Annotated in this window: 21 protein-coding genes; 13 read left to right on the plus strand and 8 right to left on the minus strand. The window is 57.5% G+C overall.

Annotated elements, in window-relative coordinates:
- Positions 1–4 precede the first annotated feature (4 nt).
- The gene (locus tag IC614_RS08610) at positions 5–997 is read left to right on the plus strand and encodes a GDP-mannose 4,6-dehydratase (RefSeq protein WP_226372613.1); all 993 of its coding nucleotides are present in this window, start codon (positions 5–7) and stop codon (positions 995–997) included.
- A 148-nt stretch (positions 998–1,145) separates the two neighbouring features.
- On the opposite strand, the gene IC614_RS08615 is transcribed toward IC614_RS08610, so the two are convergent.
- The gene (locus IC614_RS08615; RefSeq protein ID WP_200970936.1) at positions 1,146–1,427 is read right to left on the minus strand and encodes an Hpt domain-containing protein; all 282 of its coding nucleotides are present in this window, start codon (positions 1,425–1,427) and stop codon (positions 1,146–1,148) included.
- A 69-nt stretch (positions 1,428–1,496) separates the two neighbouring features.
- On the opposite strand from IC614_RS08615, the gene IC614_RS08620 reads away from it, so the two are divergent.
- Together IC614_RS08620 and IC614_RS08625 are read left to right on the plus strand one after the other, a co-directional pair.
- The gene (locus IC614_RS08620) at positions 1,497–1,931 is read left to right on the plus strand and encodes an RrF2 family transcriptional regulator (protein ID WP_200970937.1); all 435 of its coding nucleotides are present in this window, start codon (positions 1,497–1,499) and stop codon (positions 1,929–1,931) included.
- Positions 1,928–3,274 (plus strand): FAD/NAD(P)-binding protein, encoded by a 1,347-nt coding sequence (locus tag IC614_RS08625; RefSeq protein ID WP_200970938.1) that lies wholly within the window; start codon positions 1,928–1,930, stop codon positions 3,272–3,274. The genes IC614_RS08620 and IC614_RS08625 overlap by 4 nt, the downstream gene beginning before the upstream one ends.
- Positions 3,275–3,279: 5 nt before the next feature.
- Here the strand turns inward: IC614_RS08625 and IC614_RS08630 are convergent, their stop codons facing one another.
- Complete coding sequence (locus IC614_RS08630; protein ID WP_200970939.1) at positions 3,280–3,579, minus strand: hypothetical protein; 300 nt, start codon at positions 3,577–3,579, stop codon at positions 3,280–3,282.
- Between the two features lie 97 nt (positions 3,580–3,676).
- Here IC614_RS08630 and IC614_RS08635 point away from each other — a divergent pair, with 97 nt between their 5' ends.
- The 3 genes from IC614_RS08635 to IC614_RS08645 all read left to right on the plus strand — a co-directional run bounded on the left by IC614_RS08635 (position 3,677) and on the right by IC614_RS08645 (position 6,703).
- Positions 3,677–4,237 carry a CinA family protein gene (locus tag IC614_RS08635; protein WP_318962355.1) on the plus strand — a complete coding sequence of 187 codons (561 nt, stop codon included), beginning with the start codon at positions 3,677–3,679 and terminating at the stop codon, positions 4,235–4,237.
- On the plus strand, positions 4,237–6,294 hold the full coding sequence (locus tag IC614_RS08640; RefSeq protein WP_200970940.1) for an NAD(+) synthase: 2,058 nt from the start codon (positions 4,237–4,239) through the stop codon (positions 6,292–6,294). The genes IC614_RS08635 and IC614_RS08640 overlap by 1 nt, the downstream gene beginning before the upstream one ends.
- Positions 6,295–6,466: 172 nt before the next feature.
- Entirely contained in the window at positions 6,467–6,703 is a 237-nt protein-coding gene (locus IC614_RS08645; protein WP_200970941.1) for a hypothetical protein, read from the plus strand.
- Between the two features lie 80 nt (positions 6,704–6,783).
- On the opposite strand, the gene IC614_RS08650 is transcribed toward IC614_RS08645, so the two are convergent.
- The 6 genes from IC614_RS08650 to IC614_RS08670 form a co-directional block, all read right to left on the minus strand.
- Positions 6,784–7,542 carry a metallophosphoesterase gene (locus tag IC614_RS08650; RefSeq protein WP_200970942.1) on the minus strand — a complete coding sequence of 253 codons (759 nt, stop codon included), beginning with the start codon at positions 7,540–7,542 and terminating at the stop codon, positions 6,784–6,786.
- 451 nt (positions 7,543–7,993) lie between these two features.
- Complete coding sequence (locus tag IC614_RS12280) at positions 7,994–8,287, minus strand: hypothetical protein (RefSeq protein ID WP_207791105.1); 294 nt, start codon at positions 8,285–8,287, stop codon at positions 7,994–7,996.
- A 149-nt stretch (positions 8,288–8,436) separates the two neighbouring features.
- The gene (locus tag IC614_RS08655; protein ID WP_200970943.1) at positions 8,437–9,456 is read right to left on the minus strand and encodes a tetratricopeptide repeat protein; all 1,020 of its coding nucleotides are present in this window, start codon (positions 9,454–9,456) and stop codon (positions 8,437–8,439) included.
- A 206-nt stretch (positions 9,457–9,662) separates the two neighbouring features.
- A complete protein-coding gene (locus IC614_RS08660; RefSeq protein WP_200970944.1) occupies positions 9,663–11,867 on the minus strand; it encodes a GumC family protein in 2,205 nt (734 codons plus the stop codon).
- 10 nt (positions 11,868–11,877) lie between these two features.
- Positions 11,878–12,588, minus strand: coding sequence for a polysaccharide biosynthesis/export family protein (locus tag IC614_RS08665; RefSeq protein WP_200970945.1), 711 nt, complete (start codon positions 12,586–12,588; stop codon positions 11,878–11,880).
- Positions 12,589–12,626: 38 nt separating this feature from the next.
- A complete protein-coding gene (locus IC614_RS08670) occupies positions 12,627–14,009 on the minus strand; it encodes an O-antigen ligase family protein (protein ID WP_200970946.1) in 1,383 nt (460 codons plus the stop codon).
- A gap of 457 nt (positions 14,010–14,466) precedes the next feature.
- On the opposite strand from IC614_RS08670, the gene IC614_RS08675 reads away from it, so the two are divergent.
- The 7 genes from IC614_RS08675 (at position 14,467) to IC614_RS08705 (ending at position 22,836) form a co-directional block, all read left to right on the plus strand.
- Positions 14,467–15,600 (plus strand): sugar transferase, encoded by a 1,134-nt coding sequence (locus IC614_RS08675; RefSeq protein WP_200970947.1) that lies wholly within the window; start codon positions 14,467–14,469, stop codon positions 15,598–15,600.
- Positions 15,601–15,623: 23 nt separating this feature from the next.
- Positions 15,624–16,928 (plus strand): nucleotide sugar dehydrogenase, encoded by a 1,305-nt coding sequence (locus IC614_RS08680; protein ID WP_200970948.1) that lies wholly within the window; start codon positions 15,624–15,626, stop codon positions 16,926–16,928.
- A gap of 4 nt (positions 16,929–16,932) precedes the next feature.
- Positions 16,933–17,997, plus strand: coding sequence for a Gfo/Idh/MocA family protein (locus tag IC614_RS08685; RefSeq protein ID WP_200970949.1), 1,065 nt, complete (start codon positions 16,933–16,935; stop codon positions 17,995–17,997).
- Entirely contained in the window at positions 17,997–18,554 is a 558-nt protein-coding gene (locus tag IC614_RS08690) for an acyltransferase (RefSeq protein ID WP_200970950.1), read from the plus strand. Before IC614_RS08685 ends, IC614_RS08690 begins: the two co-directional genes overlap by 1 nt.
- Positions 18,547–19,659: a DegT/DnrJ/EryC1/StrS family aminotransferase gene (locus IC614_RS08695; RefSeq protein WP_318962368.1), complete on the plus strand. Its 1,113-nt coding sequence runs from the start codon at positions 18,547–18,549 to the stop codon at positions 19,657–19,659. Before IC614_RS08690 ends, IC614_RS08695 begins: the two co-directional genes overlap by 8 nt.
- Positions 19,660–19,735: 76 nt before the next feature.
- The gene (locus tag IC614_RS08700; protein ID WP_200970951.1) at positions 19,736–20,992 is read left to right on the plus strand and encodes a lipopolysaccharide biosynthesis protein; all 1,257 of its coding nucleotides are present in this window, start codon (positions 19,736–19,738) and stop codon (positions 20,990–20,992) included.
- Positions 20,989–22,836 (plus strand): right-handed parallel beta-helix repeat-containing protein, encoded by a 1,848-nt coding sequence (locus IC614_RS08705; RefSeq protein ID WP_200970952.1) that lies wholly within the window; start codon positions 20,989–20,991, stop codon positions 22,834–22,836. Before IC614_RS08700 ends, IC614_RS08705 begins: the two co-directional genes overlap by 4 nt.
- Positions 22,837–22,910 lie beyond the last annotated feature (74 nt).

The raw sequence follows: 22,910 nt of genomic DNA on the forward strand, positions 1-22,910 counted from the left end.
GGCAGTGTCCGCGATCCTCGTCACCGGCGTCGCGGGCTTCATCGGCTATCATGTCGCCCGCCGCCTGCTGGAGCGCGGCGAGAGCGTGGTCGGCATCGACAATTTCACGCCTTATTACGCGCTCGACCTGAAACGGGCGCGGATCGCTGCCCTGCCACAGGATCGCTTCCGCCTCATCGAAACGGATTTCGCCGATGCGGAAGGGCTGGGACGCGCGCTGAGCGGCGTCGATTTCGACCGCATCGTCCATCTCGGCGCGCAGCCGGGCGTGCGCTATTCGATCGATCATCCGCTGGCTTATGCCCATTCCAACCTGACCGGGCATCTCGTCATGCTGGAAACCGCGCGGCATCGGGCCGTCGCGCACCTCGTCTACGCTTCCTCCTCCTCCGTCTATGGCGGCAATGCCAGCCTGCCCTTCCGGGTCGAGGATCGCGCCGACCAGCCCATCTCTCTCTATGCCGCCACGAAAAAGGCGGACGAGCTGATCAGCGAGACCTACAGCCATCTCTACCGTCTGCCGCAAACCGGACTGCGCTTCTTCACCGTCTACGGCCCCTGGGGCCGGCCGGACATGGCGGTCTGGACCTTCACCCGCAAAATCCTGCGCGGCGAGCCGATCGACGTGTTCGGCCATGGCGACATGCGGCGCGACTTCACCTTCATCGACGACATCGTTGCGGGGGTGATCGCAGCGCTCGACAATCCGCCGCCCGACGATGGACGGCCCAAGGCGGGCGGCAGCGTCGGTCCGCACCGCCTTTACAACATCGGCAACAACAAGAGCGAAGAGCTCGGCCGCCTGATCGACGTGATCGAGGCCGCGTGCGGGCGAAAGGCGGAGCGGGTGCTGAAGCCCATGCAGCCGGGCGACGTGCGCGACACCTATGCCGACATCAGCGCGATCGAGGCCGATCTCGGTTACCGGCCGGTGACATCGATCGAAGCGGGCGTGCCGCGCTTCGTCGACTGGTACCGCCAGCACGATTTTCTCTGATCGGTCCCGTGGCCGCGCCGTGCCCGGAGCACGTCGCGGCCGATGCGGCGCCAGCAGCGGCACCGGGCACCAGTCCGAAAGGGGACGGACCGCCGCGAAAACGCGCGATCCCGGCACCGGTTTCTTGGCGAAAGCGGAAGTTTTTCCCTCAGCGCGGCGGGCCGGCCGCCCGCACCCTCCCCAGCCGGCTTTCGACCTCGTCACGCCCGGCCCCCTCGTTCAGCGCGGCTTCCAGCGCGGATGCCGCTTCGCCAAGCGCGCCAAAGCCGTAAAGGCCGGCGGCCCCCGCGAATCGGTGCGCGATCCGTGCGGCTTCGGCGCGGTCCATCGGCTCGGCCGCGACGGCGGCGTCGAGCATGGCAAGATCGGCGGCGCTGCGGTCGATGAAGGCGGCGCGGAGGGCGGCAAGGCGGTCTTCGAGCATTGTCATGCGCCCATCCTATCAGGCTTCGCGCCGCTTCGCATTGCCTTCCGGGACCGGGGCGTTCATGGGGACGCCATGCTTTCTCAACGGACGCGGTACACAATCCGGGCCTTGCTCCATCTGGCCGACCGCCACGGCGCCGGGCCCGTCCGCTTGAGCGAGATCGCCGCGGCGCAGAACATTCCGCCCAAATTCCTGACCGTGATGATGTCGCAAATGACCCGCGCCGGGCTCATCTCCAGCCGCCGGGGGCGCGAGGGAGGCTATTGGCTCGCCCGCCCGCCGTCGGAGATCAGCTATGGCGAAATCGTGCGCCTGACGCGCGGGTCGCTCGGGCTGCTCCCCTGCGCCAGCCGCCTTGCCTATGAGAGATGCGAGAATTGCATTTCCGAAGAGCAATGCCGCCTGCACCGCGTGATGCTGATGGTGCGCGACGAAACCGCGCGCATCCTCGATGGCCTCAGCCTCGCCGACGAAGTGCCGCACGACATGGACATAGCAGGGGAATGACGCCACACATCGCGATCATCGGCGGCGGCTATTCGGGGACGCTTCAGGCCATCAACCTCCTTGCCCTCACCGATGCGCGGGTGACGTTGATCGAGCGCGACAGGCTTGCACGCGGCGTCGCTTATTCGACGCCGAGCGCGGAACACCTGCTCAACGTCCGCGCAGCGGGCATGAGCGCCTATCCCGACCGTCCCTCCCATTTCGCCGAATGGCTGGAGGCGAAAGGCCTTGGCGGGCCGGACAGCTTCGCGCAGCGGCGCGTCTATGGCACCTATCTTGCGGAGCAGCTGGATGCCGCGCGACGCGAACAGGGCACACGCCTTTCCCTCGTGACCGGCGAAGCGGTAGACGTCGCACAAGAGGGCACCCAGGAAGTCGTTATCCTCACGGATGGCAGCCGGATTCCGGCCGATATCGCGATCCTCTCCATCGGCAACCTCGCGCCGGACGTGCCGGGCTTCATCGCCCGCGCGCACCTTCCCGAAGGCGTCTATGTCGCCGACCCCTGGGCCGGGCCGATCCTCGACGGCCTGACCGATAAGGATATGGTGCTGTTGATCGGCACCGGGCTTACCGCCATCGACGCCGCGCTGATGCTCGATACGGGCGGCTTCCGGGGCCACATCCTAGCGCTCTCCCGGCGCGGCCTGCTTCCCCGCGCCCATGTTGCTCCGGCGAGCGGCGTCCCGGCTCCCGACGGCCTCGTGCCCGCTTGCCTGCCCCTGCTGAAGGCGGTGCGGGGGAGTGCGGGCACGCATGGCTGGCGCGCCGCGGTGGACTCGCTCCGCCCCCACACCCAGCGCCTGTGGTCGGAGGCGACGATAGGCGAACGACGCCGCTTCCTCCGCCATCTCCGCCCCTGGTGGGACGTCCACCGCCACCGCATCGCGCCCGAGATCGCCGCCCGGATCGACGGCATGATCGCGGAGGATCGGCTGCGCGTGGCCGCCGGCAAAATAGTGTCTCTGGCTGGAGCCGAGGAAGGCGCCGACATTTCCTGGCGCCCTCGACATTCTGCAGAACCGGAAACGCTACGCGTCCGCCGCATCGTCAACTGCACCGGCCCGCAAAGCGATATCACCCACGCACCGGACCTTCTCATCCGCAACCTCATCGCGTCGGGACGCATTCGCCCCGACGCGTGCCGGATCGGGATAGATGTCGACGCCGGATGCCGTGCGTTTGATGCTCAAGGGGACGCGAATGCTACCCTCTATGCGATCGGTCCTATGACGAAGAGCGCATGGTGGGAAATCGTCGCCGTGCCGGACCTTCGGGTGCAGACCCGCGCCTTGGCGGAAAGAATGGAGGCGGCCGGACCGTTTCCCCCCGCCGCCCCCTAGCCCAATCAATCGATGTGCGGCGCGTAATTGGGCGGGTCGCTCGCGGGGAAGCTCTCGTCCGACGCCTCGTCCACCTTGTCCCACTTGCGCGGCGGATCCCGCATCTGGCCCCGGCCGGCCGGCCGGACATTGCCCGACGTGCCCACCGGGCCCGGGACGGTGTCGCCCTTCAGCGCCGGGGCGGGAAGATTCTCCTCGCCGTTCGACCGGCGGCGGCCGGCCATGATGCCGATCACGCCGGCCGCTGCCGCACCTGCGGCGCCGACTGCGGCCCAGAGGATAGTGTTGCGCGTCAATCTAGCCATTTGCTCCTCTTCGCGGCGGCGGCGGGGCGCCTTGCCGCTTCACTGATTATGGGGGTGGAACATTCGGGCCGGGGCGCCGGTTCCCGCTCCACGAGACGTGACGCCGCCCGCTGCCACCGGTCCGGCGCACAATGACTGTAGACTTGCCGGAGACATCGTGTCGGACGCTGAAACCCTATCCCCCGCCCTTCCTACGGAACTTGAGAAACAGACCTGCCTTCTCCTCGAACGCGCATGCGAAGCCGGCGTCACGCTCGCGACGGCGGAGAGCTGCACCGGCGGGCTCCTTGCCTCATTGCTGACCGACGTGCCGGGCGTCGCCCACGCCTTCGAACGCGGCTTCGTCACCTATACGGACGAGGCGAAGGCCGACATGCTGGGCGTGCCGAAGGAAATGCTGGAAAGCGAAGGCGCCGTATCGAAACCCGTGGCGATAGCCATGGCGGAAGGCGCGCTGCGCAATTCCAACGCGGACATTGCTGTCTCCATCACCGGCTTCGCCGATTCAGGAGACGAGCCGGGCCTTGTGCATTTCGCCAGCGCCCGTACCAGCCAACCCACAATCCACCGCGAGGCGCATTTTGGTCCGCGCGGAAGAGGTGCTACCCGCGTCGAATCGCTGCGCGTGGCAGTGGAGATGATGCTGGAGAGGCTCTGATGGGGCGGGAAAAGGCGCCGTTCGCGGCAATTCATCGGCACGGCTTCGTGCGCGTCGCGGCGGCGACGCCGATCGCCTCGGTGGGGGACGTCGCCTTCAATGTCGAGCAGACCATCGCGCTGGCGCGGCAGGGGCATGAGCGCGGCTGCGACCTGCTCGTCTTTCCGGAACTCAATATCTCTTCTTATGCGGTCGACGATCTTCACCTGCAGGAAGCGTTCCTGGACCGGGTGGAGCAAGGCATCGCCGAAGTCGCGGCGGCAAGCGAAGGCCTCTCGCCCGTCCTGCTCGTCGGCGCGCCGGTGCGGCGGAACGGGCGGCTCTACAATTGCGCGTTGGCCATCGCGCGCGGCCGCATTCTCGGCGTGGTGCCGAAGAGCTTCCTTCCCAATTACCGCGAATATTATGAGAAACGCTGGTTCGCGCCCGGCGTCGGCCTCACCGGGCTCGAGATGGGGGTGGCCGGCCAGACCGTGCCGTTCGGCACCGACCTGCTCTTCGAGGCGTCCGACCTTCCCGACTTCATCTTCCATGCCGAGATTTGCGAGGATTATTGGGCGCCGCAGCCGCCATCGACTTTGGGCGCCCTCGCCGGGGCGCTGATTCTCTGCAACCTGTCCGCCTCGAACATCACCATCGGCAAGGCGGCCGAACGGGCGCTTCTCTGCGCCTCGCAATCCTCCCGCTGCTGCGCCGCTTATGTCTATTCCGCCACCGGCCCCGGCGAGAGCACGACCGACCTCGCGTGGGACGGACAGGGCGGCATTTACGAAACCGGCGAACTCCTCGCCGAATCGAGCCGCTTCGAGCTGGAGCCGGAACTCGCCATTGCCGATGTCGACGTCCAGCGCCTGCGGCTCGAGCGGATGCGGATGCCGACCTTCAACGACAATGCGATCGCGGCGGGGCATCCCGAATTCCGCTTCCGCCGCATCCTGTTCGAACACAAGCCCAGCTTCGCCGACATCGGGTTCGCGCGAAACCTGCGCCGCTTCCCTTACGTGCCGAATCGCCCGGAACAGCTCGACCAGGATTGCTACGAAGCCTTCAACATCCAGGTTCAAGGCCTCGCCAAGCGCTTTCAGGCGACCCGGGGCAAGCATCTCGTCATCGGCGTGTCGGGCGGCCTCGATTCGACCCATGCGCTGATCGTCGCGGCCAAGACCTGCGACTATCTCGGCCTGCCGCGCTCGACCATCCTCGGCTTCACCATGCCGGGCTTCGCGACGGGCGAAGCGACCAAGGGCAATGCCTGGGCGCTGATGAAGGCGCTCGGCATCGCCGGCGAGGAAATCGATATCCGCCCGGCCGCGACCCAGATGCTGAAAGACATGGGCCACCCCTTCGCGTCCGGCGCGCCGGCCTATGACGTCACCTTCGAAAACGTGCAGGCGGGCCTGCGCACCGACTATCTCTTCCGCCTCGCCAATCAGCGCGGGGGCTTCGTGATCGGCACCGGCGACATGTCGGAACTGGCGCTCGGCTGGTGCACCTATGGCGTCGGCGACCATATGAGTCACTACGGGGTCAACGCCGGCGTACCGAAGACGCTGATCCAATATCTCATCCGCTGGTGCGTGAAGAGCGGCCAGTTCGACGCCGATACGAACCGGGTGCTGGAGGCCATTCTCGCCACCAAGATTTCGCCGGAGCTGGTGCCGGCGGATGAGCAGGGCGAAATGCAGAGCACGGAAGACCGCATCGGTCCCTACGAACTCCACGATTTCTTCCTGTTCCACATCCTGCGCAGCGGCCAGCCGCCAAGCAAGGTGGCGTTCCTCGCCTGGCAGGCCTGGAAGGATACAGGCCAAGGCCTGTGGCCGGCAGGGTTCCCGGAGACGCTGAAACGCGGCTACGATCTCGAAACGATCCGCCAATGGCTGGAAGAATTCCTGACCCGTTTCTTCCAAACGAGCCAATTCAAGCGTTCCGCCTTGCCAAATTCCCCCAAGGTGTCGGCCGGTGGCAGCCTCAGCCCCCGGGGCGATTGGCGCGCGCCGTCCGATGGCGTGGCGGCAGTCTGGCTGGATGAAATCGCCACAGGATTCGACACATGAACGGGTTTGCTTTCGACGCCATTCAGTGAGGCTTTTGGCCCACAGTTAAGGGCAGAAGCGCCGAAAACGGCTAAATTCTGCGACAGAATGCACGTTTTATCCGTTGCGAAAATGACATTCCTCACGTAGGCATGTCGACGGAATCGCATGAATTTGTAAGTGGGAGCATATTATGAGCTTTGCTAAGACTGCCCTGAAGGCCGCCGTTGCGGCCTCGATGATCGTCGTTCCGGCGGTCGCCAATGCCAGCACGGCCGCCAGCGCTTTGTCGCTGTCTAACGCCCGCGTCGGCGCCGAAGTCGAAGGCGAGAACCTTGCCGGCGGCTTCATCATCCCGCTGCTGGCTGTCGTCGCCCTCGGCCTCGGCATCTGGGCCGCTGTTGATGATGAAGAGCCCGAGAGCGCGTAACGCTTTCAAATGACTGTAAAGAGAAGGGCGGCTTTTGCCGCCCTTTTTATTGCGAAGGGAACTCTGAGGATTAGTCACCATTAGGTGCTGAGATACCATCGCTTTGTGCCCTCTAGTCCCATCGCAGTAAGCTTTCCGCTGGCGTAGGCTCCGGTATCGATTCCAATCCGGTTAGGCTGTTCGTCGACATTATGTGAGATACTGTGGCCATGAACGATCATGTAGCCATGACGGAGTTTAGATTCTAGAAACTCCGTTCTAATCCACCTGAAATCGCTCTCCTTCTGTAGCTCAATCGGTATTCCGGGACGAATTCCAGCATGAACGAAGAGATAGTCGCCACTAGCATACCAATTTCTAAAGCTGTCGAGAAAGCGAACGTGTTCTTCCGGAACATACTCGATCATCAAACGAATCAAATCGTCCAGTCCGCATTGATCATATTCATCCGGAGAAACTCCATAGCTAATCAGAGTTTCTCTCCCGCCAATACGGTGAAACAGACGAGCCGATTGTCGGTCACCATGATATGCGCTGACCAGAACTTCTTCATGATTACCCTTGAGGAATATGGTATTTTCGTGACGCTCCCCAACTTCGATCAGCCTATTCACCACTTCCCTTGTACTTGAACCACGGTTGACCAAATCTCCCAAGAAAATCAGTCGAGTCTCTTTTGAGCCACGCGCACGACCATCTTCCTCGACCAGACAAAGAAGGTGAACGAGGAGGTCAGATCGACCGTGAATATCGCCGATGGCATAAATCCTGCTGCCATCTGCAACAGCGTACTCGCCGTTGCGGCGATTCCGGCCGTTTAGAATACGCTTAAGGATCATAAGGACGCGGACTCTCTCAAGGCATTTCAAGGCATCGCGTGAGGTTTTCAAGTGCTAACAACGCACGAGTAGGCGAGAGCATGGTGACTGACATGCCGCCGAGGCTTTTCGCCAAGCGGCTTAGTGCCGGTCCCGAAGTATTCTCACGAGGCGCTTGAATCGACAGGCTTCATAGCGGGGTCCCTGCGGCCTGTCGAGAAAGCCCTCGCTTACGGCACACTAGCGCAGTTACCTGTCCGCGAGAATGGTCTCTCTCTTTCGCTCTCTTGATTGCTGCCTCCCGTTCACCAGCGATCACGATGCGCGCATGCGGGAGCCAAGGGATAGCGAAGGTTAAGAAACCAGCGCCAGACGGCCGTTAGAATTCTCTCGTGAAATAGCCGCACTACATCGCACTCGGAATGACGAATGCCACCGCTCCGGCCTGTCTGCCTCATGCGAGCACTTGAGTTCAGTCATCTCCGCTGGTCCGGACGCGGGTTAATCTTGCCTCTGATGCCGCTTCCAAAGAACCCGTGAATGTCATCGCAGGGCTATAGTTGCGATCGATTCGATTGCGAAGTCGCGTTTCAACTCGGTTTGCTATTCGATTGTTGACGCGCCCCATAGGATCCATCGCATAAGCCTGATCTCGCCCTTTACGCTTGCCTATCGGCCCCGACAGCGATTCTGCAGTTTGCCCTTGACGGGGCACAGATGCCTTGACCTCGGAGGAAACCTCATCAGCAGATTCGATATCGCCCACGAATACGTTCTGAGCTTGAACTGGAGACGCTAGCCAAATAGTTGCTGCGCACGCGAGAGCGAGGCGGCCCATTGGCGTAGCCGCATTAGAAGCCCCTGACATTCGCATCGGCGATTCACCCGGTTCAAGGAGGACAGATCCTCCGCACTCTATAATGCAGAACGAAGAACCACCCAATCAATTTCCCCCACCACCCCAGTGATCGACGTCGACGGCCGCGCGAGCAGGCTCAGGAATTGAACATCGCAACCCGGGGGCACGATGAATCGACCCGTAAAGCTACCATCATTGTGCGAGGAGGGCGGCAACGTTACGCGACCCAATTCCTGCCCGTTCAAGCAACTCAGCGCCCAATAAGGCCGCGACTGTGGCGGTTGGTCGATGCCGACGCTCCTACCTTCGATTACGTAGGGTCCTGGCGTCAACAGCTGAAGCTGCCGCAGCAACAGACCTCCAACACTCGGCGGGGCAAAAAAGTCGAATATTCCCTGTTTCCCCTTCCGTTGTATCGACGCCGAAATCCCAGAAGCCCCATCGGCCACCTCCCAATCGAAAGGGACAAATTGAACCTCAGTGGCAAAATTTCGGTCACGAGACCGAGTCCGATCAACCCCTTTGCGAAGAGATGCATAGAAGCTCCAAGCCTCTTCAAAAAGGGAAGCCTTGACTAAAGAACTAAGCAAGTTTTGACTGGCTGTGGACGGCACAGCAACTCCCGCCGACGTCAAGCGCCTGAAAAGCTGCAGGCAGGCATTCGGGGGTGCGTTCACAGCTGCGTATTCAACGAAGTCGAGACGCCAAGGCGGATTTTTGGCTAACGTATTTGCGAGTTGAACGTTGACATCCGGCACATCAATCGCACTCGCAAGAATTGGAAAAAGCAAAGCGCGTGCTGAGCGCGACGTGCGAAGGGCGACGTCGTAGTGCTCCAGCGCAGCAGGAATATTTTCTTGAGCAACAGCATCTTCGATGAGCCACAGCCGAGTGCGGAGATCTCGTCGAGATAATGTGTTGGAATAAGTAAACAGCCGTCTCGCGAGCTCCTTGTTTCCTTGTATCTCGGCACTGAATGCCAACGCGACAATGGCGGGTACCGACGTCGGATCTCTGCGAAGAGCTTGCGATGCCAACCTGTCGGCATCGCGGCGGTGGCGAACGTTTGCATTCAAGCCAGATCTCTTGATTGCGAGTTGGCCAGCGACGCGAGCATCATAGGGAGATAGACGATACGCCAATTCTGGCGCCTTTGCCCGGAACACATACCCGAGGGTATGGGTAATAGCATAATAGCCAATTACGGCAGCGCCTAGAGCAATTACGATCCTAATAGCCCGTCCAGCTGAGGGGCGGCGCCTCAATGCCGTCCGGCGCTGCATCAGCCTTGCTCAGCGACTTGACGACCGTAGCCATAGCCATATTCGTAGCCGTATCCATAGCTGGCCTTTCCGGCGTCGAACTTCGTCAGAACCGCGCCAAAAATCCGTGCATTAGCGGCGGCGAGACGGCCAACAGCTGTCTTAACCTGACTGGACCGGATACCGTGAGATTCGACAGCATAGATTACGCCTTCCACGCGGCTCGCGATCAGAGGGGCGTCTGCTAGACCCATCACCGGCGGCGAGTCGATGACTACATGGTCATATTGCTCAAGCAAGCGAGTTAGGAGGAGATTCAAACGGTTACCGGTAAGTAATTCTGCGGCGTTAGGTGGGATTGGTCCAGCCGACATCGCCACAAGTCCGAATTCTTTCATTTGAAAGAGGAGAGGTTCCAGATCGTCCTGGCCGGCCAGAAAATTGCTCAGCCCCACCTCGTGCCCAACCCCCGCCAGATAATGGACGGACGGCGAGCGCATATCTCCGTCCACAAGCACAACTCTCTTTTTGGCACGAGCGAGGGTCGTAGCCAGCGCAAGCGCCGTGGTGGACTTCCCTTCGGCAGGCCTTGTTGATGTGACCGAAAGCGAACGAGGTACGCCATGTTCAGTCGTAAAGGCGAGGTTTGTCTGTATTGCGATGTAGGCATCAACAAGATCTGACTTACGGTCCAGCAACGCGTCTTTGGGTGTCACATCTTCGATCTTGGGTATGGAGCCCAGAAGTGGCAGTCCCAGAAGGCGTTCAACTTCGCGCGGATCAGCGATCGCTTCATCCAGTTGCTCAAGTGCGAGCGCGATACCCGCGCCGACGGCTAGCCCCACCAACAAAGAGAGGAGTACATTGACCAGAAGGCGGGGGCTTGAGGGCTTCTCAGGCACATCTGCAGCGTCAACAACAGATACGTTGTTAATTCCAACACCTCCCGCGACCCCAATCTCCTTATACCGCTGAAGCAGGCCGTCATACAGAGTGCGGTTCGTATCAACCTCCTGCTGGTAGATATTGTATTGAATGCTACGCCGCCTTAAATCAAGATAGTTCGATTTGAGCTGTTCAACACGAGCCTTCAGTGAGTTCTCTCTGGCTTGTGCCTGGCGATAATCCGCCAAGAGCGACTGCGACACTCGGCCCTCTTCGCGCGCTATACTATTGTCCACCTCCCTGATCTGAGATTGCAGGGCGCGCGCTGCAGGATATTCTGGCTCGAACTGCATGAGAAGGCGCTCATATTCGGCACCTAGTTCGGCGCGATTCTGACGAAGGCTATTGATGGCCAGATTCCTTAGAGCTTCAGGGGATGCCCCATTCCGCCCCAACTGAACGTATCGTGCCTCAGCTTGGATGCGCTCGGCTGTAGCCTTCGATAGCTCGCCACTGAGCGTCGCCAGCTCGTCAGCGACTATCGAGCGCTCCGGGGCTGAACGGTCGCCGGATTCTGCGGGAAGATTTATGATTCTCTGCTGCGACGCGTAGGCGACCAGCTGCCGCTGCGATTCGTCCAGCCGGTCCTTTGCTTGCGCAAGTTCCTTTTGGAGAGCATTTCGGCCGTAAGACGTCGCCTGAACCTTTCGTTCGAGATTCGTTTGAATGAAATTCTCCGCCCATGAGTTCGCAACACGCGCAGAGAAGCTCGGATCAGAGCTGGTAAAGCCGATGTCGACAAGACGGGACAAGCGAGTGGGGGAGACCGAAAGGTTGCTTCGCAAGATTTCGCCCGCAACTCTCTGACGCGTTTCACGGCCCGCTGCCGTGTATCGGCCATTGACCTGCTCGAATGCGGGATCCTCCGAGGACACACCGAAGCGCTCGAAAAACAAAGGATCGTCGACAAGCCGGAGCTGTGTCGCAACCCGCTCTGAAAGAGTGCGCGACTTCAGCAGACCGTACTGAGTCTGATAGAATTCCTGGTCGGCCGCGCCAGTTTCGCGCTCGACACCTTCAAAATTCGTTAGCCTGTTCGACTCTCGCGAGATTTCAATTGTGGAGACGGCCGTGTACTTCGGGGTCATCAGCAGAGTTATGACGAGACCGAGCAGCAAGAACAGCGCTGTCGCACCCAATATCACGTAGCGGCGCCGCATAATGATGCGCAGGTATCGGCGGATCAAAGGCTCCGCTTCTGGTTCAAATCCAGCACGATTAATTGGGATCCCGCCGGTGATCATCTCATCGCCAAGGAAGCTCGAACTCGCCAAATTCATTTAAGAGACCCTATTGAAGAATTGCAATCAGCGGCGATGCAATAAGAGGCGAAACCGCAACAAGATCGCGGAACAGCCGGCGCTGCGGAGAATCACCCACGACGATAACATCATTCGCGTACACTAACGGATCCTCATATACACCGCGACGGATAGCCGCCACGTTATACAAGCCGGCCATCCTCTGGTTGCCGACCGTCCTCAGAATAACAACGTCGTCTTGCCGGGCGAACTCAGATAGACCCTTGGCTGACGCGATGACTCGCATCAGCGTCATCTGGTTAGTAACAGGGTAGAGACCCGGCTCTACAACTTGGCCATCAATGGTCACCACTTGACTCACCGAGTTCTTGATATTGACCGTCACCTGCGGGTTACGGACGTAGTTCGCTCGCAACGCTGCTTCTATCGCCTCCGCGAGCTCGCCAGCGCTCTTGCCTCGCGCGTCAATTGTGCCCACCAGTGGCATCGCAATGCGGCCGCTCGCGTCCACCTGCATTTCACGCTTTAGGTCTGGAATATTAAAGACATCAACCTCAATCGTGTCTAGCGGACCAATGAGCGCCGGTCTGTCAGCCGCCGTAAGGTCGCCCCGACCAGGTGCAGGAAGCACCGTACTATCCTCGACAACAACAAGCCCACCACTTGCAACAAGTGGCTCCCTACGGCCACAGCCCGCAGCGGCGAGGGCAATACAAAAAACAACAGAAATCTGGCGCATATTTGTGGCTAGTCCACCAATAAGAGGTATTCGGGGGTCTATAGATGCTGGGATGGCGCGGGTAAAGGCGAACGCGCAGCATTCACGCCCCAGTTGAGACATAAGGCACCGAGAACAGCCACCGCCATTATCAGAGGTGTTCGCGCCGGATAATCAATCGCACTCGCGATAAGGATTAGCAGCAGCAAAGCCGCCCCAAACCTGCCGAGCCGGATCTCGGAGCTGGAAGGAGCGCGCCATACGCGAATGCTTGCGAGCCCCCACCATGCAAGAGCCCCCGTAAGCACAAGGAGGCCACCCACCCCACCCTCGAGAACAACCTCAAGGAAATCATTGTGCGCATGGTTAAGGTAAGTGCTCTTCAAATAGGTGTAAGGCTCGTGCAATCGATAAATCGAATCGAACGAGCCGTGGCCGGCTCCAGCCGGGAAGTAATGAAGGGCGACATCCCAGATCACTGGCAGCACGTTAAAACGCACCTCCTCTTCTGCCGAAAGCGCAACTACGCGGTCAACAGACGCCGCGCGATCAGCAGCGATACTGACGAGCACGAAAGTTGCAACCAAAGCCAGAATACCTGCCATAAGGGCAGGAATAACCCATCGCGGAGCAGGCTTAAGTATCCGTCGCACGCTGCTCCGAATAATAATAAAACCAAGCATGGCACCTACCAGTCCCAACATCAGTCCAGATCGAGATCCGCTTCCCAATATGATAAGGATGCACAATAGAATTAATGCTACTGCTATTGGGCTGCGGAACCCGATTTTAGCGCTGTCTTGAAAAGCCCAGACGGGTGCCACGAGACAACCGATCGACATGAGCAAGGCGAAATGATTCCGATTAGCGAAAAGTCCACTTACGCCGCCAACATCGTTAATCAACCTAAACTTAAAGTCAATTCCAGAGAACTGTAGAAATCCGACAAACGCGTGACCGAATACTAGAAACAATATAATTGCGGGCATTAAGCGCCTCTCTGCCCTGGTCACGTTAGCAGCAAAAAGGAGAACTGCGATAGGAACTACTAGAGAAGATGCTGAATTGATCGTGGCATCGGGAACTATCGACAAGGGTCTCCAAGGCTGACCTTGACGACTGAATTCCGCTGCGTCGGCGAAAACCGTGCGCCCAGGAAGGGCTAACCACACTTCGGGCGGCAGAGGCACCAGTTGCAGGAGAATCATCGCCAACGCAGCCGCTAAGATTATTATCACGGGCATAGCTTCGGCCGGAAACGAACGCCTCACGAAAATGATAGCAACTAAAAGTAAAAACCACGCGATGCCCCGCACCACGACTTGCGCGAACACGTCTGGCCGAGAAGCGCCGCCAGCTATCCACAGCCCAGCCAGCAAAGCGATCAGGAGGGTCAACGACAGGCTAAACTTGGCCCACGGATAGATGGCGCGGATAGACATAGAGAATCTCTTAGACGATCTTTCTCCGGGGGCAACCACAACGGCGAGCAAGAAGGAATCGAAGACGCAGAAGCTCCACCGTGACAGCGGCTGAACAGCTTGGGCGAACCCCCTCACGAGCCTACTTGCCCACAGCCACACTCCCTGCTAGTCGCACCAACTTCGCTCGGCGCACCTTCTTGGATCGCCGTACGCTCCGATCTGGCGAGCTCAAAGAACGTACCCAGTTGCACCACCTGACAGCGAGTCCGGAGAGCAGATTACTCTGAGAGTGGAGCTTCGAAGGAACGCCGGCCACTCAATTCGTATGATGAATCACAGCATCCTCCCACACAGCAGTCATTGGCATCGATTAAGATGGCAGATATTTTGGGGCTTGGTAGCGGCATCATTGCCGCCCTTTGCGCGTCTGATAATTTTTGGGGCCTCTGAGTCCGTCCAAGGAATCACTGCACTGATGAACACGTTCTGGGGCGGAGCAATTGCAATTGCCGCAGGTATTTTCCTAATTCGTAATGTTGGAAGGTATCCCGGAGTAGAAAAAGCCGCTGCAATCATTCCAGGCTTCTCTGTTACATTCGGCCTATTGATCACCGCCTTCCTTGTATTGCGATTGGATTATAGTCGATGGGTTCTTGGAGGGGCCTACCTGTCTGCTGTCGTGATCTTTTATCTCGGATACTCTCATGTATCGGGTCGAAAAGATCTGACCATCGGAGTATTGCCTTCCGGCACCAATACCCAAGAGTTGATGTCGTTGGCCGGGGTGCGTTGGGTAAGGATCGACCCCAAAAATAGTTATACACCCAACGTGGAGGCAGTAACTGCCGACTTGAAAGGCGATCTTCCTCAGACTTGGGAACGTTGGATAGCTGACGTCGCGCTGGCCGGCATCCCGGTGTATCATACCAAACACTTGATTGAGTCACTGACGGGGCGGGTGGAGCTCGAGCATCTATCTGAGACGAGTTTTGGAACCCTCTCGCCGCCAAGCGCCTACATGGTGCCGAAACATGCGCTCGATAGAGTTACAGCCGCCGTCGCGTTGGCAATACTCGCTCCGCTTTTCCTGCTAATTTCGGCTCTAATTCGCATTGATTCCGGAGGCCCCGCTATATTCCGGCAGCAACGGATTGGCTTCCGGGGCAAGCCCTTTATCGTCTATAAATTTCGGACGATGCGCAACAACGGTGGGAATGAACCGCTGAATTATGAAGATGCGATTACAGTAGACAATGATCATCGCATCACGCGCCTTGGTAAGTTTTTAAGAAGAACGCGTATTGATGAGCTGCCGCAAATTCTCAATGTTCTTAAGGGCGAAATGAGTTGGATCGGACCGCGACCTGAGGCGGCCATCCTGTCGGGGTGGTATGAAGAGGGAATTCCATTTTACCGGTATCGACATATCGTGCGCCCAGGAATCACGGGCTGGGCGCAAGTATTCTTGGGCCACGTTGCAGATATCGATCAGGTAAAGAGCAAATTGTTCTACGACTTTTATTACATCAAGAATTTTTCGCTTTGGATAGACATCCTTATTGCCGTTAAGACAATTAGAATTATGATTTCGGGCTATGGCTCAAAATAAGCGCTCCTGCTTCGGAGGTATCTGTGATTCATGATAATTTGATTGCTAGATTGCGAGAACGATCGGCCAAGATCGGAATCGTGGGGTTGGGCTATGTTGGATTGCCGTTAGCCCTCAGATTTTCCGAAGTGGGGTTCCCAGTTGTAGGATTTGATATTCACGCAGGCAAGGTCGCGCGCCTTAACTCGAGACAATCTCTCATCGAGCACATCTCGTCGACCCAGGTCGCGGCCGCACGTGACCGCGGGTTTGTCGCAACTACAGACTTTTCATGCGCCAACGAAGTTGACGCTCTTATTCTTTGCGTGCCGACGCCCTTGACCAAGCACCGGGAGCCCGATCTGTCGTTTGTCCTCAACACGTTGAACTCACTGCTTCCTTATCTGCGCCCAGGCCAAATCATCTCTCTGGAAAGCACAACCTATCCTGGCACCACTGAAGAAGAACTTAAACCGCGCATCGGTGACGCAGGACTGTCAGTTGGCAAAGAGATTTTTTTGACCTATTCTCCGGAGCGGGAGGATCCAGGCAATCCTAATTTCACAACCAGTTCTATTCCAAAGATAATTGGCGGCAGCACTCCCGAGTGCCTGAACGTTGGCCTGGCGCTCTATGCCAATGTTATTGATCGCTTAGTTCCGGTAAGTTCCACTCGCGCCGCTGAATTGACCAAGCTGCTGGAGAACATTCACCGCGCTGTGAATATCGGACTTGTCAACGAGATGAAAATTGTTGCGGACAAACTGGATATCGACATCCACGAAGTTATCGCAGCTGCGGCCACGAAGCCATTTGGGTTCACGCCTTATCAGCCAGGCCCAGGCTTGGGTGGGCACTGCATACCCATTGACCCGTTTTACTTGACGTGGAAGGCTCGGGAATTTGGCGTTCACACTCGCTTTATTGAGCTGGCGGGTGAAGTGAATTCTGCCATGCCTGACTATGTAATGGCAAAGGTTGCCGCAGCATTGAACGAGCGGTGTAAGCCGGTTAAAGGAAGTAGAATACTTGTGCTCGGCATAGCATATAAGAAAAATGTGGACGACATGAGGGAATCTCCCTCCGTCATTCTTATGGAGAAATTGCGAGAAGCGGGCGCTGTAGTCGAATACTCCGATCCTCATGTTCCGGTGTTTCCAGAGACGCGAGAGCATCATTTTGATTTGAGCAGTGTTGAACTAACGGAACAAAATATTGATGATTTCGATTGTATTTTGCTCGCTACCGACCACGATAAATTTGACTACAACTTCCTGGCTGCACGTTCGCCCCTGATCGTTGACACACGAGGGCGCTTGGCCGCGTCGTCCAACGTGGTAAAGGCCTGAGGCCATGAACTTTCCCTACATACCTATAAGAGATCGTAAGATTCGTTTCGCGCTTGTTGGTTGCGGACGAATTGCCAAAAATCACTTCGAGGCGATTGCCGCGCATGCCGACGACGCCGAACTGATAGATGTGTGCGATACCGACGAAGAAGCTCTTGCAGCTGCAGTGAGAGCGACGGGGGCCAAGGGGCATGGCTCAATAGAGACATTACTGGCTTCCACGTCGGCCGACGTGGTGATCCTGACCACGCCCAGCGGACTGCATCCAGCTCATACGATTGCCGCCGCGCGCAGCGGGCGCCACGTGATTTCGGAAAAACCCATGGCTACCCGCTGGCCCGATGGTTTGCGAATGGTTCGTGAATGCGATGAAGCTGGGGTCCGCTTGTTCGTCGTCAAACAAAACCGCCGAAATGCGACGTTGCAAATGCTGAAACGCGCGGTGGATGCCGGGCGCTTCGGGCGGATTTACCTTGTTGCTCTCAACGTATTCTGGACTCGCCCTCAAGAGTATTATGACGCGGCAAAATGGCGCGGCACCTGGGAATTCGATGGCGGAGCAATGATGAACCAAGCGAGCCATTACATTGACCTTTTGAATTGGCTCGTTGGGCCGGTTGAAAGCGTTCAGGCTTATTCTGCGGCCCTAGGGCGTAAGATCGAAGCTGAAGATACTGCAGTGGCGAGCCTTCGCTGGCGCTCGGGAACTTTGGGTAGCCTCAGTGTAACGATGCTAACCTATCCGCAAAACTTGGAAGGGAGCATTACGGTTTTGGGTGAAAAAGGATCCGTGCGCATTGGCGGCGTGGCGGTGAACGAGGTTCAGCATTGGAACTTCGCGGAACCCGACCCCCAAGATGAAATGATCCATGAGGCTAGCTATCATACAACTTCGGTGTATGGTTTTGGTCATCCACTTTATTACCGTAACGTCATTGATGTGCTGCAAGGGCGGGATGAACCAGAAACAGACGGGCGTTCCGGTCTCCAATCCCTTGAATTGCTGACCGCACTTTACCGATCCGCACGCGATGGTGTTCGCATAGCCCTTCCGTTGGATCGCGGTTGATGATCGTTCACGAAACCGCAATTGTCGATCTTGGGGCCACAATCGGAATTGGCACCCGAATTTGGCACTGGACACATGTTTGCGCGGGCGCGCGGATCGGGGCAGACTGTTCTCTTGGTCAAAACGTCTTTGTAGCGAACGATGTCGTGATCGGCGACAATGTCAAAATTCAGAATAATGTCTCGGTTTACGATGCAGTGCGACTTGAGGATGGCGTATTCTGCGGACCGAGCATGGTCTTTACCAATGTATACAATCCTCGGTCCACTGTTTCGCGGAAAGACGAGTATCGCCCAACCCTCGTGAAGCGAGGCGCCACGCTTGGCGCAAATTGTACGATCGTGTGTGGTGTTACGATCGGAGAGTATGCTTTTGTTGGTGCGGGGAGTGTCGTAAATCGCGACGTCAAGGCTCACGCACTAATGGTTGGCGTGCCCGCACGACGGATCGGATGGATGTGCGCCTGCGGATTACGTCTGGCAGGTCACGGCGATGTCCAATGCGCCTGCAACCAAAGTTACATCATTGATACGGAAAGATGCAAACAGCATGGCTAAGGATATCGAGTTCATCGATCTGAAGACGCAGTATCGTATGTTGAAGCCTGCTGTCGATAAACGGATAGCGACAGTACTCGATCACGGCAGATTCATCTTGGGCCCAGAAATCCTGGAACTTGAAGAAGAGCTTGCCGCTTATGTTTCAGTCGACCATTGCATAAGCGTCGCGTCAGGCACTGAAGCATTGCTCATCGCGCTGATGGCGTTGGGCATAGGTCCCGGCGACGAGGTCATAACTACCCCGTTCACGTTCGCGGCCACTGCAGAGGTAATCGCTCTGGTGGGGGCTACGCCGGTATTTGTCGATATCAATCTGACCGACTGCAATATCGATGCCGCACTGATCGAGGCGGCGATAAGTTCTGCTACTAAAGCGATCATGCCCGTATCTCTTTACGGCCAATGCGCAGACATGGACGCCATCAATGCGATCGCCGAACGACGAGGCGTCACCGTGATAGAGGATGCCGCCCAAAGCTTTGGTGCGCTTTATAAAGGAAGACGCAGCTGTGGGGTATCGACAATTGGCTGCACCAGCTTTTTCCCGAGCAAACCATTGGGCTGTTATGGCGACGGAGGTGCGATCTTCACATCGGATGCCGGTCTTGCACAGGCAATGCGGGAAATCCGAATTCACGGACAGAGCAAGCGTTATCAGCATGACCGGGTGGGGGTTGGGGGTCGATTAGACACGATTCAGGCTGCGATCCTCTTAGCGAAACTAGGCAACTTTGGGGAAGAAGTCGCCGCCCGCATAAGAATCGGTAATCGTTACTGCGAGCTTTTAGAGAATATCCCGGGTGTACGGCTAATCCAAGTGCCCGCGGACCGGACGTCGGTCTGGGGTCAGTTCACAATTTTGGTCGATAATCGCGATGAGATGATCGATGCACTGAATGCTGCGGCCGTTCCTACAGCGGTGCATTATCCGATTCCACTACACCGGCAACCTGCCTATGCGGATAGATCCCGGGTGGTCGGGTCACTTGAGCTAAGTGAAATTGCGGCGAGGCAGGTCATTAGCCTACCCATGCATCCATTCTTAGATACCGCAGTACAGGATCACATAGTAGAGGCCATTGCCAAGAACGCCCGCAACTAATGCGGGAGCCAACGCATCCTTTATGATAAGCAGTAACACTATTCTGCGCTCGCCCTTTACCCGGCGCGTCGGGGGGATGATGGCGTATACGGCTTTGGGTCAGAGCATCTATCTGCTCGCAGGCCCCTTGATAGGCAGACTCTATAGCCCGGCCGAGTTTGGACTTTATGGGCTCTTCTACGCCTTTTCCGTCGCAGCGATCGGTTTAGTTTTCCTTAACTACGATTTTGCCATTCCTGCCGCTTTGTCTGAACGAGACGCCCGGCGGCTAACCCGAGGAGCTCTCCTGATCTCTTTGGTGCTTTCGCCTGTCGCAGCACTCATAATGACCGGACTGATCCTCTGCGACTTAATGGGGTTCGGCAACTTACCATTTAGCGCCCCATTGCTCCTCCTTGCTCTACTGCTCACGCAGGCTGTGGTTCAAATACTTCAGAGTTGGGAAATACGGCGCCGACAGACTCTTGTGATCGGAAAAGCGAGCGTAACACTGAATTCCATACGGGGAGCAGTGCAAGTTGGGCTGGGCGTCGTATTACCTAGCTGGGTAGCACTAGCAGCTGGAGAAGTCCTTGGCCGCGTCGGCAACGCGGCGCATCTAGCCAAGCGCTCGGATCTGCTCTCGGGCTACCGCGCAATTCGTTTGTCTTGGAAAGAGCAGCGTCTCACGCTCTATCGCTATCGCGAATTCCCACTTGTTCTTCTTCCGTCCCAAACAATCGACGGTGCTGTGGCCTTCGTTCAGTCAGCGGGAGTCACTTATCTATTCGGCCCTGCTGGGTTAGGCATGTTCTTTCTGATGCGTCGGACGCTGGATATGCCGGTGGCATTTGTCTTTCGCAGTCTCAGTGATCTGTTTTACGAACGCCTTGCTCAAGATGCCCGGGAACAGCCCTCTCTGGTACGGCCATTTTTCATTCGTAGCGTAGGACTTATAGCCGGAGTAGGTTTTACCGTTGGTGTCCCAGCGATGTTAGTGAGTCCAGAAATTTTCGCGTTCATTTTTGGGCCAGAATGGCGGGAGGCCGGCATTTTGGCGGCCATAATGGCACCCGCGGCAATTCTCAATCTAGCGGTGGCGCCAGTGGCCAGGATTTTTGCGCTCACCACACGTCCTTACTTGCGATACTGGTTCAGCGCTGTTAACCTTACTGGGAATATATTGGCACTGTCGGTGTCTTATTGGAGTGCTTTCAATCTAACCCAAGCAACTGCGTGCTTGTCGATCGCGACTTCCCTAGCATATATGGTTTACTTCGCTGCGGGCTACGTTGCTAGCGGTAATCTCCGCACGCGCACGATGTCCAGCGCAAAGGATGCATCTGATCGATGATTGGTATCTCGCGGCGAACGTCGATGATGACTGTACTAGCTGCCGCGTCATCCAGTTCGGTCGCCTCCACGCCATCCTTTGCAATGGACGAGGAAAATCCAAGTCGATCCGTCCTTGCTTTCGGAGCCAAGGGGGATGGGCGCACAGACGATACTGACGCCTTTTTACGTGCCATCGAAGCGGAACAGTGCGTTTTCGTACCGCCTGCGCCGAACGGGTATCGCATCACCCGTACATTAGCGCTCAACAGACCTGGACAGCGGATCGTCGGATGCGGCGCACGCTCGCAGCTACTATTCGACGGAAAATCTGGATTGGGCGCCAATCTACTGGTTACGCAGCATGAAGATTGTGCTTTCGTCGGCCTTCATCTCGTGCCGGCAAAGGTGGCGCCAAATCTGTTTGAGGGCTGGGCGATCGCGGTCGCGGAAACCCAGCGTGCAGTGGTGCGCGACTGCTTGTTCAGCCAGCTTGGTCGGGGCGGAGTCTTGCTTCTCGACAGTGACGACTGCCGTATTCAGGATAACCTCTTTAAAGATAGCCTCATTTCAGGAGACGGCAGTGAGCGCCAATCAGAAACTGGTTATGACATTTTCATAGCCGGCGGCTCATCCCGCAATATCGTTTCACATAACCAATGTCTAAGCGGCGTGGGGACGGCAATCGGCTGCCAAACAGTATCCCGCGGAAAGGTACAGCGCGCTAATTTAATCAGAGGGAATGTTATCCGTGGATACCCCGCATATGGGATAATGGTCTATCTTAGCGATACGCATGATCGAGTCGATCCCGATGGTCAGATCGACGCCATGACGATCGAGGGTAACGACATAGCGGACATAAGCGGCGCCGTCCTCACCGATGGCAGAACACGCTTCTACGGGTGCGGCATCTATCTACAGACAACGAATGATATAATCGTCACGGGCAATCGAGTCGTAAATACCAATAGTGACAGAAAGTTTCCTTTTTCTGGCAGCGCTGTACCGGCCGCAATCGGAATCAGCGGCTACGGCAATGCCGTGGTTTCCGGGAACCTGATTGATGGTTGCTATTATGGTATCGCGAGCATTCAGACTACCGCTCGCCCGAGACGAGGCGACGCGACATTGATCGCCGATAATTTAATTCGCAACTGCGACGCAGCTGCGCTCTGGCTAGCGGATTGCGTCGCTGCCACAGTCCATGACAATCGCCTGACCGCTTCGCCTGCGAAGGGTACGCACGGTATTCTGGTACGGCGCTTCCAATCGCAGTGGATGAATAGCTTTGCGATCCGCGGTAATATTATAACCGATTTTGCGGTTGGGATCGAAGTAGCCGGCGAGAATATCCCGCGTGCTGAAATCGCTTCAAACGAAATCATCGGCAACGAAGGCAATGGTATCTACTCGGCGGCAATCGTTACCCTCATTCACCACAACATTGTCGAAGGCCGCTTTGGAATCAGCCTAAACCCTCAAGCTCGGACCGGCATCTGTCGTGACAACGTATTGAGAACGGACGATCTTTCGATCATTGATGATGGGGGTAGCGGCGTCAGAGTAGAAGACAATGTTGTTCCAGTCGGCTCCACTTTTGCTACAGCGACGGCCCAGGCGCTGTCACCGGGACCAGCCCCCATTGTTTCGCCAAAGCGCTTGTTCCGCAAGGTTGAGACCAGCCCTATTGAGCGCCTTGAGAACGGCTATGAGGGTCAGAGCATTGTGTTAATTGCTGAAGTTGCTTTCTCTATATCGCATGGAGAGTCTATAGCGCTCCGCGAAGACCGTAACCTGCGAGTCGAGCCGGGGAGCGCAATCGCGCTACTGCGCGTGGGGAATCGCTGGCGGCAGGTTGAATAGCAGTCTTCTTAGCTGCCCTGCCACTTAGCAACGGGACGGAGGCACGGTGGCACCCAGCCCCGGCAAAACTGATA

The organism is Sphingosinicella flava (genome assembly GCF_016025255.1).
GTDB classification, from domain to species: domain Bacteria; phylum Pseudomonadota; class Alphaproteobacteria; order Sphingomonadales; family Sphingomonadaceae; genus Allosphingosinicella; species Allosphingosinicella flava.